The organism is Bradyrhizobium sp. SEMIA (assembly GCF_014844175.1).
Classification (GTDB): Bacteria; Pseudomonadota; Alphaproteobacteria; order Rhizobiales; family Xanthobacteraceae; genus Bradyrhizobium; species Bradyrhizobium arachidis.
In genome coordinates, this window is record NZ_CP046601.1 from 9,438,261 (window position 1) to 9,452,048 (window position 13,788).

The window sequence follows — 13,788 nt, forward strand, 5'->3', positions numbered from 1 at the left end:
AAGGTGGGGCGGCCCGGGAGTTGCGGATGGTACCGGTCAGATGGGCAAAGATTCTGCTCCAATTCCGGTGTCGTCCCTGCGAACGCAGGGACCCATGACCCCAGGGCGCGGTTTGGCGAAGCCTCTTGGTTCGACAACCGACCGTCCAAAATCGATAGATCACGCGGTATGGGTCCCTGCGTTCGCAGGGACGACGGCGGAGTGTGTGCTCACATCACCTGATGCACGTCGATCACCACACGGTCCGCATGCCGTGCCGCTGAGCCGACAAAGATGTGCTCCATAAGCCAGCGATATTTCTCGTGCCCCGTCTCGAACCGCGGCATGGTGCGGAAATAGATCAGCTTCGGATCGACCGGCTCGCCGCGCTTGAGCTTTTGCAGCAGCTCCACAGGGCCGAAGCGCAGGCCCTTGTTCTCGACATAGACCGTCGCGCCGTCGTCGGTCTCGAACGCGTATTTGGCCTCGAGGTCGATCAGCTCGTTGGGGCGGATGGTCTGGAAGTCGGCGCCGAACGGCAGCACTTTTCCGGTGATCGCACCCGTGACCTCGCCGCCGATGATCGGAATGATGCGGCGAACGCCGATCCCGGTCTCGCCGGCGGTGACGACGTCGCCGATGCGGGCGGTGATGGTGAAGACGTATTTGGTCTCGAGGATGGGTGTGGCCATCGCTTCACCTCGTCAATTTGCCATCATCCGCGTCGGCAGCCAGGTTGCCAGCAGCGGGAACGCGATCAGGATCAACAGCCGGATCAGGTCCGTCGCCACGAACGGGATCACGCCCTTGAAGATGGTGGAGAACGACACATCCTTCACCACGCTCTTGATGACAAAGACGTTCATGCCGACAGGCGGATGGATCAGGCCGAGCTCGACGGTCATGACGATGATGACGCCGAACCAGATCGGGTCGAAGCCGAGATGGGTGATCACGGGGAAGATGATCGGCACGGTGAGGATGATCATCGCCATGGCGTCCATCAGGCAGCCGAGCACGAGATACATCACCATGATCAGCGCCAGCACGCCGTAGGGGCCGAGGCCGAGCCCGGTGAGGAACTCCGTCACCTTCTGCGGCGTCTGCGTCACCGTGAGGAAATAGCCGAAGATCAGCGCGCCGATCAGCACGGTGAACACCGCGGCCGCGGTGCGCGTCGCCTGGAGCAGCGAGGCCAGGATCTTCTCGCGGTCGAGCCGTCCTGTGACGACGCCGATGATGAACGCGCCGGCCGCGCCGACGCCGCCGGCTTCCGTCGGCGTGAAGCGCGGCAGGAAGGGCAGGCCGTAGAGGCCGCCGATCACGAATACGAACAGCAGCACCGGTGCCCAGATGTCCTTCAATCCGGCAAAGCGCTCGCGCCACGGCAACATCTTGCCCTTGGGCAGGAAGTCGGGCCGGAAGTATCCGATGAGGAAGATCGTGATCATGTACATGGTCATCGCCAACAGGCCCGGAATGATGCCGGCGATGAAGAGTTTGCCGATGTCCTGCTCGGTGATGATGCCGTAGACCGCGAGCACGGTGGAGGGCGGCAGCATCGCCCCCAGCGTGCCGCCCGCCGCGATCACGCCGGTCGCAAAGGACTGCGGATAGCCGAAGCGGCGCATCTCGGGATAGCGACCGCGGAGAAGGTCGCGGCGGCGCCACCGACGAGCCGCAGATCGCGGCAAAGCCGCCGCAGGCACCGACGGTGGCGATGCCGAGCCCGCCGCGCAAGTGTCCGACAAAGCCGTTGGCGGCGCGGAACAGCTCGCGGCTCATGCCGGAATGGCTGACGAAGGAGCCCATCAGCAGGAACATCGGGATGACACCGAAGGTGTAGTCGGTGACCGTGCGCATCGAGGTCTGGCCGACCAGCTTCAGCGCCGCCGTTCCGTTGACCAGATAGGCGAAACCGGACACGCCGACGAGGCCCATGGCCATGCCGACGGGCACGCGCAGCAGCATCAGGACGAAGAGGGAAACGAAGCCGATAACGGCAACGGCATCGGTGCTCATGATTACTCCGTCGCCTTCAGCTTGGGGTCGTGCATCTCTTCGGGATGGAAGATCAATCGGTAGGTGCGGATCGCGATCAGCAGCACGGCCGAGACGTCGCCGATCCAGGCGATCGCGAAGAACGGCCAGGTCGGCATATGCATGTCGAAGGTCTGGACGTTGTCGTTGTAGGTGCCGCGCACCTTGTCGAACAGCGTCCAGGTCTGCACCGTGACGACGAACAGCAGCACCAGCGTTGCGAACACGTCGATCCAGCGCTGATAGCGCGGCCCGACATTGCCCCAGACGAGGTCGACCGTGATGTGGGTGCCGCGATAGGAGGTCGCCGCGATGCCCCAGAAGATGAGGATGCCGAGCAGCATGCGGCCGATGTCGAAACTGTCGGGGATCGAATAGTTCAGCGTGTTGCGCAGCAGCACCGACAGGAAGATGTCGAGCGCGACGATGCCGACGAAGCCGGCCGCGATCCATTCGATCGTGTCGATGATGCGGTCCATCCAGGAGCGCTTCATGGGAAGTGTGTCGTCGTGTGAGCTCATTGTTTGATCTCGGTCTCGCCGCGGACTTCACCTCGCCCCGCTTGCGGGGAGAGGTCGAATTCGAGCGCAGCTCGAATTCGGGTGAGGGGGACTCTCCGCGAGCGCGCTGTCACCGTCTTTGTAGAAAGCAGCCCCTCACCCCAACCCTCTCCCCGTAAGGACGGGGAGAGGGGGAGGAAAGACCGATCGCGTCGCGGCCTCACTCCGCCAGCGCGTTGTACTTCTTCAGCGAGGCCTTCAGCTCGCTCAGCGCGGCATCCGGATCGGCGCCGGCCTTCTTGGCGCCGTCGCCCCAGGTCTTCACCAGCGGCTCGGCGGCCTTCTTCCAGGCGGCGGTCTGCTCGGGTGTCAGCTTGTAGACCTCGTGACCGGATTCCGCCTTCACCTTGTCGATGCCGGCATCCTCGAACTTGCCCCAATGCTCGCCGACCGCGCCCGCCATCTCGACCGTGCAGTTCTTGTCGATCGCGGCCTTCTGCTTGTCGGACATCGCATTGTACTTGTCCTTGTTGATCACGAACACGAAGGTCGTGGTGTAGAGCGGCGCCTCCATGTCGTACTTGGTCACCTTGTCGATGCCGAACAGCACCAGGGAGCCCCAGGGGAAGGTGACGCCGTCGGCGACGCCGCGCTCGATGATGTCGCGCACTTCGGGCGCCGACGACTGCACGTTGGTGCCGCCGAGCGAGGTGACGAAATTCGCCATGGTGGCGTGCGCCGGGCGGATCTTCAGGCCCTTCACGTCCTCCGGCATGACGATCTTCTTGGTCTTGGAGTGGAAGGAGGAGGGCGAGTGGACGAAGGCGAGGCAGTATTTGACGTCCTTCATCTCCTTCTCGGCATATTTGCGATACCAGGCGTCCAGGCCCATCGAGCCGCCCTTGGCGTCGGAGATCAGGAACGGCAATTCGCCGGCGCCGATGATCGGGAAGCGGCCGGGCTGGTAGCCAGGATTGACATAGGTGACGTCGGCGATGCCGTCGCGCGCCATGTCGTAATGGTCGAAGGCCTTGCCGAGCTGCTGGGCCGGGAACACCTTGCCCGTGATGGTGCCGCCGGAATCCTTGTTCACCGCGGCCACCCAGTCCTCCAGGGACTTCTGCAGCGGGTGCGACGCCGGCACCCAGTGCGAAACCTTCAGGTCGAAGGTCTTGTCCTGCGCGAACGCAGGCGTCACGCTTGCTGCCAGCAGCAAAGCCAGACAGGCTTTCCTCATCACACGTCTCTCCCTCTTTCTGACGGCGGGCTTCACTGGCCCGGTCTCGTTAGTTAACATGTTATCTAATTGGCCGGCGGGTTCAAGCCGGAACTGGCGCGCACCTTGTCGCGTCATCTACGTCAGCCATGTTGCATGGGTTTGTCGCGGTGCGGCGACGAGCGTTCCCCTTTTTCCCAACGATTATATGATATAATTATCGTCTGCGGATCGACGCGACAAGCGTGACCGCGCCGCACTCTACAAAATCGGGAGGAGCAAGTATTGCGGACAAAAGTCGCAATCATCGGGGCCGGTCCGGCTGGATTGTTGCTTGGGCAACTGCTGCATGCGTACGGCATCGACAACGTCATTCTGGAGCGGCAGAGCCCGGACTACGTGCTCGGCCGCATCCGCGCCGGTCTCCTGGAGGAGGGAACCGTGGCGCTGCTCGACCAGATCAGCGCCGGCGCGCGGGCACATGCCGAGGGTCTCGTGCATGAGGGCATCGAGCTTGCCTTTTCCGGCCGCCGTCACCGCATCGACATGAAGGCGGCGACCGGCAAGACGGTCATGATCTACGGCCAGACCGAGGTCACGCTCGACCTGATGAATGCGCGCAAGGCCGCCGGTCTCGTGTCGGTCTATGAAGCCAGGGACGTGCAGCCCCATGATTTCGACGGCAGTCACCCGCGCGTAACCTATGTGAAAGACGGTGTCACCCATACGCTCGATTGCGATTTCATCGCCGGCTGCGACGGTTTTCACGGCATCAGCCGCGCCAGCATCCCGGCCTCCGCGATCGAGGAGTTCGAGCGGGTCTATCCGTTCGGCTGGCTCGGCATCCTCTCCGAGACGCCGCCGGTCAGCCACGAGCTGATCTATTCCAACCACGCCCGCGGCTTCGCGCTCTGCACCATGCGCTCCATGAAGCGCAGCCGCTATTACGTGCAGTGCTCGCTCGACGACCATGTCGACCAGTGGCCGGACGACCGCTTCTGGGACGAATTGAAGAGCCGGCTCGACCAGGAGGCCGCCGACAGCCTCGTCACGGGCCCGTCGATCGAAAAGAGCATCGCGCCCTTGCGCAGCTTCGTCGCCGAGCCGATGCGCTTCGGAAAAATGTTCCTGTGCGGCGATGCCGCTCATATCGTGCCGCCGACCGGCGCCAAGGGCCTGAACTTAGCTGCCAGCGATGCGCATTATTTGTCGAGCGCGCTACGGGAATTTTACGACGAGAAGTCCAGCGCCGGCATCGACGCCTATTCAGCCACGGCCCTAGCGCGCGTCTGGAAGGCGGTGCGGTTCTCCTGGTGGATGACCTCGATGCTGCACAAATTCCCGGACACCGGCACCATCGGCGCACGGATCCAGCTCGCCGAGCTCGATTACGTCACGCAGTCGCAAGCGGCGATGACGTCGTTGTCGGAGAATTACGTGGGGCTGCCGTTCTAGGGCGGCGAAGTCGGTGCCGTAGGGTGGGCAAAGCGAAGCGTGCCCACGAGCAGTCTCAGTTGGAAAGAGGTGGTGGGCACGGCGCTTTGCGCCTTTGCCCACCCTACGGCATCTGTGCTCGCAGTGCCGCCCGTTTCAAACACCCGCGCAAATCCCGTTTAAAACTTTGTAGGCGGTGAAACTGTCACCCACATCGCGTTCAATGGCGGCAGCCAAACACACGCGAGACAGTCATGACCTCCACCGACATCCCCGACGGCTTCGAGCCGCTGTTCCGCAAGAGCCCGCTCACCGAGCCCTGGGAGCCGCTTTACGCGAAGAAAACCGACAAGGCCGTCATCATCGGCCTGCGGCTGGCAAAGCCGCACACCAATGGTCGCGGCCTGATCCATGGCGGCCTCATCACCGCGCTCGCCGACAATGCGATGGGCTATAGCTGCGCACAGGCGACGGGCTGGACCACGTCATTCGTGACGGTCTCGCTCTCGGTCGATTTCGTCGGCTCCGCCGAGATCGGCCAGTGGTGTTCGATCGAGAGCGACGTGATCAAGACCGGCAAGACGATCTGCTTCGCTCAGTGCCTGATCAAGGCCGACGGCGTCGTGATCGCGCGCGCCAGCGGCACGTTCCGCGTGGTGCCGAAGCCGGGGTAACTCTCGTGCTCCGGACGCAGCGCAGCGCTTCTTCAGCGGTGCGCTGCAGAGCCGGGGCCCATCCATCCGCAGCTTACGGCGTGGCCTCCTGGGTCCCTGTGTCTTGGAAGTCTGTCAGGATGGGTTGGGCGGGAAGCCGTTGGGAGCGCGGATAGAACGGCGTGGTCTCCTTCTGCGGGATCTCCTGCACGAGGCCGTAAAGCTCGGAGGTCGAGGCCTGGTAGAACCGCGTCTCCTTCTCCATGCCGAGGATGCGGATGGCCTCCAGGAGGCGCAGCACGCCGATGGCGTCGGCATTGGCGGTGTATTCCGGGCTCTCGAAGCTGACGGCGACGTGGCTCTGGGCAGCGAGATTGTAGATCTCGGTGGGGCGGATCTGCTGCATCAGGCGGATCAGATTGGTCGAATCCGTCATGTCGCCATAGTGCATCAGGAACGGCACATTGCCGACATGCGGGTCCTGGTAGAGGTGATCGACGCGCGCGGTGTTGAACGAGGACGAGCGGCGCTTGATGCCGTGCACGACATAGCCGAGCGACAGCAGATATTCGGCGAGATAGGCGCCGTCCTGGCCGGTCACACCGGTGATGAGAGCGATCCGCTCGGTCATATGGCCCTTAAGCTCCCGGCGGCCACCCGACACGGGCGGTCCGCGCGTACGTGGCATCCGTCGATTTGACGCCCTTCTTGGACAGAACGGCCGTCAGCGTCAACTCGTATGGGACCAAAGGGGGATTTGGAACGGGCGAAGGGACTCGAGCCCTCGTATCCAGCCTGGAGGACAGGCATTTCCGAGGGCAAAAACAGTCACTTAACCTCATCGAGAACTGGCACGATCGCCGCAAAGCGACGCATCTTGCTTTGCTTAAGAGCAAGGGCGGGCTTCTCGATCAGGAACCAAGATGCCGCGGCAAAGGAGAGACCGATTCCGTAACAGGCCGGGTAAAGCCACCAATGTCCTTTGATGCCGAGACCAAGGAACACGGATACGCCGAGCATGTGCCACAGGTAAAGGCCGTACGACAGATCGTTCCCGTGAAGAAGCGTGGCACAGCTCTTCGCGGTATATGCGAGAGAAATGACAGTTGCGCCCATTACGACGACCCGCACCAGGGTGATGATGTTCGGCTCCATTTTGTATTCAAGCTTGATGGGCTCCCCGAGAGCTACGACGGAAACGACAATCAGGAAGAGATACCCCGCCAGCCAGAACAGAGCGCGCCCTTCAAACCATCGGCTGATGTGCTCCCACCACAGGCGAATGAGAACGCCGATGCCGAAGATCCAAAAGTATGGAGTCACGAGTTCGTTCAACGCGGGGTGCGCCTGGGAAAATGCATCGTCAGTCACATGCGCGATCGAAAATGATCCAATCATCAAGATTGCAATGAAAAGCGATCCCGCTTTCTTGGATACCGCTGCAAGGCTGAGGACAAATGGTAGAACTACGTAGAACGATAGCTCCACCGTCAGTGTCCAGAGCACCCCGCTCGGGTACCCCTGGAAAAGCCACGACTGGGCGTAGATGGCGTCGGGAAACACCGTCCCGGCGAAATGAATCGAGGCGGTCGGCAGGTAGACGATGAGATGTTTCGCGTAGGCCCAGGCGGTCGTGCTGATGCCGCCTGTCGCACCAAAGACGAGTTCGAGGACGAGGAGATTCACGATGAGCGCGGGGTAAATCCGCACGGCTCGCTTCCAGGCGAAAGACGTCACGCTGGTGCTGCGCAAATATGAATCCGAGACCAGAAAGCCGCTGATCACGAAGAATACTGCGACTCCCGGAAATTGTAGCAGCACCTCGAACAGTCCGGCTTTCGGCAGGAGCAGATGCCCCGAACTGTGCATGAATACGACCTGACAGGCCGCGAAAAGTCGCAACAGATCAAAATTGTTCCTGCGGTCCATCATGTCTCCATCCACGGCAACTTAAAGCGCTTCGGCCGGGGAAAGAAGGGGACATTTGTTCGACCAGGCAGACCATCGTCCGCATAGAACTTGGGGATGCGCCGAGCGCGGCGAATGCGGCCCGCCAGCCCCGGCCGATCAGGGCTGTCCGAACCGGAAGTTCACGCCGACCGTCGCCATATGGACCTGGCGGCTGGCATCGACGAAGAACGAGGCGCCGTCGGTGTTGCGCGTGTAACTCGCGCGGTGGGCACCGACATCGATGTAATTGTATTCCGCGAACACCGACCAGTTGCGCGTGAGGAGATATTCGAAGCCGGCGCCGACGGTCCAGCCGAAGTCGCTGCGATCGGGCGTGGTGTAGGACAGGATGATTCCGAGCGCGGGACCGGTGCGGTCATCATGCGTCCGCACCCACGCGGCACCGCCCTTGAGATAAAGCAGAGCCTGCGGGGCGACGGTGTAGCCGACCCGGCCGGTCGCCGTCGCGAGCCACGAGATCTTGCTCGTCCAAACCAGCGGGAATGCGTTGATGGGGTCGAGATGGCTGCCCTTGATGTCGGCGGCGTCGAACATCGCCTGGGCGCCAAACACCCAGTTTCCGGTCTGGTAATCGCAGCCGACCTGTCCGCCGCCCACAACGCCCGAGCCATTGTTAGAACCGAGGCTGCTGCCGTTGAAAGCTCCTTGCGTGGGGTCGTCGACCCGATAGCCGGTGTGCGCCCAGCCGCCGCCGACATTGCTGCCGACATAGCAGCCCGTCCAGACAAAGGGGACCGGCACTGGTGCCTTGTAGATCGGTGCCTTGGCGGCCATGTCCGCGGCCAGAGCAGGAGCGCTCGCGACCGCAAGCGCCGCAACGAGACCAAAGCAAAGCTTTTTCATTTCAACCTCGGTTCAAGTATCGGCAGGATCATACCCGCCTCGGGAACCGAAGGCTGTTGCCGCACGGCCACGATGACCGGAATGCATGCGGCAACCGTGCATTGAAATTGGACTGGAGCGTCATAAGGAGGACTGGAGCGGGTGAAGGGAATCGAACCCTCGTATTCAGCTTGGAAGGCTGCTGCTCTACCATTGAGCTACACCCGCATCGGTCGATCACCTAACACGGCCGGTTGGCGGTCTCAACTGCCGCTGGCCGGTCTTTCCCGCCTCTCGACCGGGCTTGTTCCCCTCTCCTGGCCCTGCCCCTTAACGACAAAGCGGTTTCGCCCTATATTGAGGGTCCCGAAACCAACGAAAGGAGGTGATCCAGTGTCTTATCTCAAGCGCTGTCACCTCGCTGGGATCGCCCGCTAAGCTCTAAGGCTTGGCATCGGGGCGCTCTCAGCCCTGGACCAGCGAGCAAGAAATCGGGCGCGACGGGGCTTCCCCGCCGCGCCTTTTCTTTTGAGTCTTTGCCTCGGGAGGGCCGGCTCAGATGGCGCGGAGCCGCTCGCGCACCGCCACGGCGGCGATCAGGATGCCGACGCACCAGGCCATCACCGCCCGGTGCGGCTCGTCGCCGAGCAGCACGGTGAAGACGCCCGCGAGCAGGCACGGGGCGATCGCCTTGCTGGTCCGGCTCGCGAGCGAGAGCAGGAACGGTATTGCGGCGATCGATATCTGCAAGAGGTTCATTGGCGCGCGCCAGTCGGGGCGTCGGGCTTAGAAGCCGCAGACGTTCAGGGTGCGCGGCTGCTTGCCGCGGCGGCTTTCGACGATGCGCTCGCCGCCGTTCTCGGCGGAGCTGCCGTAATAGCGGTGATGGCCGCTCTGGTCGTGCAGATCCGCCGGCTCGGCCTTCCCCGCCCGGCGCGCGTCGCAGATGATCTTGATGGTCGACATGGCCGCCTCCGAAGTGTTCTTGGTGGCCATCAGTCGCGCCGGTTCCGGGCGGCGTTCACACCTCCGAGCGGCAATCGGGTTTCCGGACGGTTTCTTCGCCGGCCCCGTGGTGCAATATTTTCCCCGGCGCCATTGTCGGCGCAGGCTGTGGTGATACGTCCTTTAGGCGCGCGCAGTAGAAATCAACGAGGTGACGATGCTTTACGCCATCCTGGCCTACCATGTGGAAGACGAGGTCCTGTCCTGGTCGCCGGAGCAGGACGCTGCGGTCGTGGCCAAGGTCATCGCGGTGCAGGAACCCATGAGGGCCAGCGGACTGCTTGGTCCGGCCGCGCGCCTCGACGAGACCCGAAAGGCCCGCACCTTGCGCGGCCCCGGCGCCGGCATGGTGCTGGACGGTCCGTTTGCCGAGACCAAGGAGCAGCTCCTGGGCTTCCACCTCGTCAACTGCGCCGGGGATGACGAGGCCGTCGCGGCGGCGCGGAAGCTACGTGAGGTCAATCCGACCGCGGTCTACGAAATCCGCCCCGTCATGCTTTACGTCCCGGCCGACGGGTTCGGCGCGACGCCGGGGTGACCGGCGCGCGCCTTACGAAGCCTGGTCCGCCGGCGCGGCATAGAAGCGCCGGATCAAAATCCCGCCGAAAGCGATGAACCAGAGGAAGGGTGCGATGTGCGGCGCGAACGCCGCCACGATCGTGCCCGGAATGAACACGAGCAGCGGAAACAGCGAGGCCATCGTTTCACGCCGCCAGCCGCCCAGGATCGTCCACCACAGCCAGGCATTGAGGCCGGCGATCGCAGTCAAATGCAGGCCGTAGAGCACCGCCACCGCGCTGCTCATGGAGTAATTGGTGTAGAGGCCGTTGGTCACCGGCAGCAGCACGATCGAGAGCAGGAAGAACAGATTGAGGATCACCGCTCCGCGAGTGCCGACCGCCTGGCGCGCCAGCCGGCGATGGTGGCTGATCCAGAACAGGCCGGCGATGATGAAGCTAAGCGCAAAGCCCGCGAGCTTGCCGGAATAGGTCTGGGCGAGATCGCTCCAGCCGGGCGCGCTGGTGAACACCGCGGCCCTGGGCAGGTCATAAGCGAGCAGCGTCATGGCGACGCCGAAGATGGTATTGCTGAGCGATTCCAGCCGCCGCATCTCGAACTGGTCGGGCTTGAGCTCGGTCATGCCGGTGCGTGCTTTTGGGGCTGGAACCTTCGGCTGCGTTGTCCCTAGGACTTAACACCGGTTCCGTCCAGCCGCATTGCGATTCGCGTTGGGATCGCCGACTCTGTCGCCTTTCACCGGGGCGATTCGTGGCGACATATCTGGACACGCTCAATGCGGAGCAGCGCCGCGCCGTCGAGCATGGCGTGGCCGACGGCGCGACCGTGGGCGCCCCCCTGCTCGTCATCGCCGGCGCGGGCTCCGGCAAGACCAACACGCTGGCCCATCGTGTCGCGCATCTGATTGTCGCGGGCGCCGATCCGCGCCGCATCCTCCTGATGACGTTCTCGCGCCGCGCCGCGGCCGAGATGGCCGGCCGGGTCGAGCGCATCGCGCGCAAGGTGCTTGGCGAGAACAACGCCGCGATCATGCGCGATGCCCTGACCTGGGCCGGCACGTTTCACGGCATCGGTGCGCGGCTCTTGCGCGAATATGCCGAGCGGATCGGCGTCGATCCAGCCTTCACCATCCACGACCGCGAAGACTCCGCCGACCTGATGAACCTGGTCCGGCACGAGCGCGGCCTGTCGAAGACCGAGAGCCGCTTTCCGGCCAAGGGCACCTGCCTGTCGATCTACTCGCGCTGCGTCAATGCCGAGATGGAGATCGAGAAGGTGCTGGGACAGCATTATCCCTGGTGCGCCGGCTGGGCCGCGGAGCTGAAGGGCCTGTTCGCCGCTTACGTCGAGGCCAAGCAGGCCCAGCACGTGCTCGATTACGACGACCTCCTGCTCTACTGGTCGCAGATGATGGGCGATGCGCTGATCGCCGAGGAGATCGGCGGCCGCTTCGATCACGTCCTGGTCGACGAATATCAGGACACCAACCGCCTGCAATCCTCGATCCTCCTCGCGCTCAAGCCCGACGGGCGCGGGCTCACCGTGGTCGGCGACGACGCGCAGTCGATCTACTCGTTCCGCGCCGCGACCGTGCGCAACATCCTGGAGTTTCCCCAGAGCTTCTCGCCCCGCGCGGAGATGATCACGCTCGACCGCAATTATCGCTCGACGCAAGCCGTGCTGGCGGCGGCCAACGGCGTCATTGGTCTGGCGCGCGAACGCTTCACCAAGAATCTCTGGACCGACCGCAGCGCCGGGCAGAAGCCGCAGCTCGTCACGGTTCACGACGAGGCCGACCAGGCCCGCTACATCGTCGAACAGGTGCTGGCCAATCGCGAGCAAGGCGCGCTGCTCAAGCACCAGGCGGTGCTGTTCCGGACCTCCTCGCATTCGGGCCCTCTGGAAATCGAGCTCACCCGCCGCAACATCCCGTTCGTGAAGTTCGGCGGGCTGAAATTCCTCGACGCCGCGCACGTCAAGGACGTGCTGGCCTTGCTGCGCTTTGCCGAAAATCCTCGCGACCGCGTCGCCGGCTTCCGCATCCTGCACCTCTTGCCGGGCATCGGGCCTGCGACCGCGCAGCGCGTGCTCGACCAGATGGCGGAGAGCACCGACCCGCTGCACACACTCAGCCAGCTTCCGGTGCCGGCGCGCACGGGCGCGGACTGGACCGACTTCGTCCGCACGACCCAGAATCTGCGCTATTCGGAATGGCCGGCCGATCTCGAGCGCGTGCGGCTCTGGTACGAGCCGCATCTCGACCGCATCCACGAGGATTCCGAGACCCGCCGCGCCGACCTGATGCAGCTCGAGCAGATCGCGAGCGGCTATGCTTCACGCGAGAAATTCCTGACCGAGCTGACGCTCGATCCGCCGGATGCGACCAGCGACAAATCAGGTCCGCCGCTCCGCGACGAGGATTATCTGATCCTCTCCACCATCCATTCGGCCAAGGGCCAGGAGTGGAAGTCGGTGTTCGTGCTCAACGTCGTCGACGGCTGCATGCCCTCCGATCTCGGCGCGGGCACCAGCGCCGAGATCGAGGAGGAGCGCCGCCTGCTCTATGTCGCGATGACGCGTGCCAAGGACGATTTGCACCTCGTGGTGCCGCAGCGCTTCTTCACTCACGGCCAGCAAGCCAAGGGCGACCGCCACGTCTATGCCTCGCGCACCCGCTTCATCCCGGAGCAGCTGGTCTATCTGTTCGAGCGCACCGCCTGGCCGAAGGCCGCCGCAGGCGCAGCCCGCACCGCGGCGCAGGGACCGAAGATCGACATCGGGGCGAAGATGCGCGGGATGTGGCGGTAGTTACGCTTTTTTGACGCGTTTTCTTTACGCGAACCGGTATCCACTTCGCTTGAAAACGCTCTAGGCGTTCAGCCTGTCGAACTGGACCTTGCCCGCCTTCATCACCATTGGGATGTGCTCGCCCTGGCCGAGCAGGCAGGCGACATCGCGCAGCGGATTGCCGTCGACCACCAGCAGGTCCGCGATGGCTTCGGGCGCGATGCAGCCGAGCTTGCCCTCCATGCCGAGCACCTCGGCGCCGATCAATGTCGCGCTGGCAATGACGGCGCGCGGGCCGAGGATCTCGGCACGAATGCGAAACTCATCGCTCTGCAGGCGCTGGGACGGTCCGAGCAGATCGCTGCCGAACCCCATCTTCACGCCGGCGTCGCGATAGATCGCGAGCGAGCGCAGGCCGGCGTCGCGAACATCGGCGATCTTGGCCACGCTCTCCGGTGGCAGGCCGTATTGGGCGCCTTCGTTGGCCAGCGCCTCGTAGGTGACGAGGGTCGGCACCACATAGGCGCCCTTCTCGGCCATCAGGCGGGCGGTCGGAGGATCGACCAGATTGCCGTGCTCGATGGTGCGGACGCCGCAGCGAACCGCGCGTTCGATGGCGGCAGCGGTATAGGCATGCGCGAGCACGTAGGTCTGCCGGCCCCGCGCTTCCTCGACGATGGCGCGGATCTCGTCCTCGGAGTAGCCGAAGGCACCCACCGGGTCGGTCGGCGACGCCACGCCGCCGGAGGCCATGATCTTGATCTGGTCGGCCCCCATCTGCAGTTCTTCGCGCGCCGCCCTGCGCACGCCGTCGACGCCGTCGGCGACGCGCGCCAGCGCGCCGACGCGCACGCAGTGTTGT

The 13,788-nt window shown here is 63.9% G+C and carries 12 protein-coding genes, 1 tRNA gene and 3 pseudogenes; 4 read left to right on the top strand and 12 right to left on the bottom strand.

Annotation, left to right across the window (positions count from 1 at the left end; translation table 11 throughout):
* Positions 1–209: 209 nt before the first annotated feature.
* From FOM02_RS45295 to FOM02_RS45310, 4 genes and pseudogenes are all read right to left on the bottom strand, one after another.
* A complete protein-coding gene (locus FOM02_RS45295) occupies positions 210–671 on the bottom strand; it encodes a DUF3237 domain-containing protein (protein ID WP_027565046.1) in 462 nt (153 codons plus the stop codon).
* Positions 672–683: 12 nt separating this feature from the next.
* Positions 684–2,001, bottom strand: a pseudogene (locus FOM02_RS45300) (TRAP transporter large permease).
* Positions 2,002–2,003: 2 nt separating this feature from the next.
* On the bottom strand, positions 2,004–2,513 hold the full coding sequence (locus FOM02_RS45305) for a TRAP transporter small permease (RefSeq protein WP_027565044.1): 510 nt from the start codon (positions 2,511–2,513) through the stop codon (positions 2,004–2,006).
* Positions 2,514–2,739: 226 nt separating this feature from the next.
* A complete protein-coding gene (locus FOM02_RS45310; RefSeq protein WP_027565043.1) occupies positions 2,740–3,756 on the bottom strand; it encodes a TRAP transporter substrate-binding protein in 1,017 nt (338 codons plus the stop codon).
* Positions 3,757–4,020: 264 nt separating this feature from the next.
* Here FOM02_RS45310 and pobA point away from each other — a divergent pair, with 264 nt between their 5' ends.
* Complete coding sequence (gene pobA / locus FOM02_RS45315) at positions 4,021–5,190, top strand: 4-hydroxybenzoate 3-monooxygenase (RefSeq protein ID WP_027565042.1); 1,170 nt, start codon at positions 4,021–4,023, stop codon at positions 5,188–5,190.
* A gap of 233 nt (positions 5,191–5,423) precedes the next feature.
* Positions 5,424–5,843 carry a PaaI family thioesterase gene (locus tag FOM02_RS45320; RefSeq protein ID WP_027565041.1) on the top strand — a complete coding sequence of 140 codons (420 nt, stop codon included), beginning with the start codon at positions 5,424–5,426 and terminating at the stop codon, positions 5,841–5,843.
* A gap of 142 nt (positions 5,844–5,985) precedes the next feature.
* Here the strand turns inward: FOM02_RS45320 and FOM02_RS45325 are convergent.
* From FOM02_RS45325 to FOM02_RS45350, 6 genes and pseudogenes are all read right to left on the bottom strand, one after another.
* Positions 5,986–6,453 (bottom strand): annotated as a pseudogene (locus tag FOM02_RS45325) (GDP-mannose 4,6-dehydratase); the annotation flags it as partial.
* Between the two features lie 197 nt (positions 6,454–6,650).
* Positions 6,651–7,754 carry an acyltransferase family protein gene (locus FOM02_RS45330; protein ID WP_035729581.1) on the bottom strand — a complete coding sequence of 368 codons (1,104 nt, stop codon included), beginning with the start codon at positions 7,752–7,754 and terminating at the stop codon, positions 6,651–6,653.
* 135 nt (positions 7,755–7,889) lie between these two features.
* Positions 7,890–8,636 carry an outer membrane protein gene (locus FOM02_RS45335; RefSeq protein WP_265441240.1) on the bottom strand — a complete coding sequence of 249 codons (747 nt, stop codon included), beginning with the start codon at positions 8,634–8,636 and terminating at the stop codon, positions 7,890–7,892.
* 133 nt (positions 8,637–8,769) lie between these two features.
* Positions 8,770–8,843: transfer RNA gene (locus tag FOM02_RS45340), tRNA-Gly, on the bottom strand.
* A 327-nt stretch (positions 8,844–9,170) separates the two neighbouring features.
* Positions 9,171–9,374, bottom strand: a complete 204-nt coding sequence (locus FOM02_RS45345; RefSeq protein WP_027559988.1) for a hypothetical protein — start codon at positions 9,372–9,374, stop codon at positions 9,171–9,173.
* Between the two features lie 27 nt (positions 9,375–9,401).
* Entirely contained in the window at positions 9,402–9,581 is a 180-nt protein-coding gene (locus FOM02_RS45350) for a hypothetical protein (protein WP_027559989.1), read from the bottom strand.
* 196 nt (positions 9,582–9,777) lie between these two features.
* Between FOM02_RS45350 and FOM02_RS45355 the strand changes: the two genes are divergently transcribed.
* Positions 9,778–10,158 carry a YciI family protein gene (locus FOM02_RS45355; protein WP_027559990.1) on the top strand — a complete coding sequence of 127 codons (381 nt, stop codon included), beginning with the start codon at positions 9,778–9,780 and terminating at the stop codon, positions 10,156–10,158.
* A gap of 12 nt (positions 10,159–10,170) precedes the next feature.
* Here the strand turns inward: FOM02_RS45355 and FOM02_RS45360 are convergent, their stop codons facing one another.
* A complete protein-coding gene (locus FOM02_RS45360) occupies positions 10,171–10,761 on the bottom strand; it encodes a TMEM175 family protein (protein WP_265441241.1) in 591 nt (196 codons plus the stop codon).
* Positions 10,762–10,889: 128 nt separating this feature from the next.
* On the opposite strand from FOM02_RS45360, the gene FOM02_RS45365 reads away from it, so the two are divergent.
* Positions 10,890–12,947 carry an ATP-dependent helicase gene (locus FOM02_RS45365; protein WP_027559992.1) on the top strand — a complete coding sequence of 686 codons (2,058 nt, stop codon included), beginning with the start codon at positions 10,890–10,892 and terminating at the stop codon, positions 12,945–12,947.
* 60 nt (positions 12,948–13,007) lie between these two features.
* On the opposite strand, the pseudogene FOM02_RS45370 reads toward FOM02_RS45365, so the two are convergent.
* Positions 13,008–13,781, bottom strand: a pseudogene (locus FOM02_RS45370) (metal-dependent hydrolase family protein); the annotation flags it as partial.
* Positions 13,782–13,788: the final 7 nt, after the last annotated feature.

Coding starts and splice junctions, on each gene's coding strand:
- FOM02_RS45320 (WP_027565041.1), top strand. CDS start 5,424: ATGACCTCCACCGACATCCCCGACGGCTTCGAGCCGCTGTTCCGCAAG.
- FOM02_RS45345 (WP_027559988.1), bottom strand. CDS start 9,374: ATGAACCTCTTGCAGATATCGATCGCCGCAATACCGTTCCTGCTCTCG.
- FOM02_RS45335 (WP_265441240.1), bottom strand. CDS start 8,636: ATGAAAAAGCTTTGCTTTGGTCTCGTTGCGGCGCTTGCGGTCGCGAGC.
- FOM02_RS45350 (WP_027559989.1), bottom strand. CDS start 9,581: ATGTCGACCATCAAGATCATCTGCGACGCGCGCCGGGCGGGGAAGGCC.
- FOM02_RS45305 (WP_027565044.1), bottom strand. CDS start 2,513: ATGAAGCGCTCCTGGATGGACCGCATCATCGACACGATCGAATGGATC.
- FOM02_RS45330 (WP_035729581.1), bottom strand. CDS start 7,754: ATGATGGACCGCAGGAACAATTTTGATCTGTTGCGACTTTTCGCGGCC.
- FOM02_RS45295 (WP_027565046.1), bottom strand. CDS start 671: ATGGCCACACCCATCCTCGAGACCAAATACGTCTTCACCATCACCGCC.
- FOM02_RS45355 (WP_027559990.1), top strand. CDS start 9,778: ATGCTTTACGCCATCCTGGCCTACCATGTGGAAGACGAGGTCCTGTCC.
- FOM02_RS45310 (WP_027565043.1), bottom strand. CDS start 3,756: ATGAGGAAAGCCTGTCTGGCTTTGCTGCTGGCAGCAAGCGTGACGCCT.
- FOM02_RS45360 (WP_265441241.1), bottom strand. CDS start 10,761: ATGACCGAGCTCAAGCCCGACCAGTTCGAGATGCGGCGGCTGGAATCG.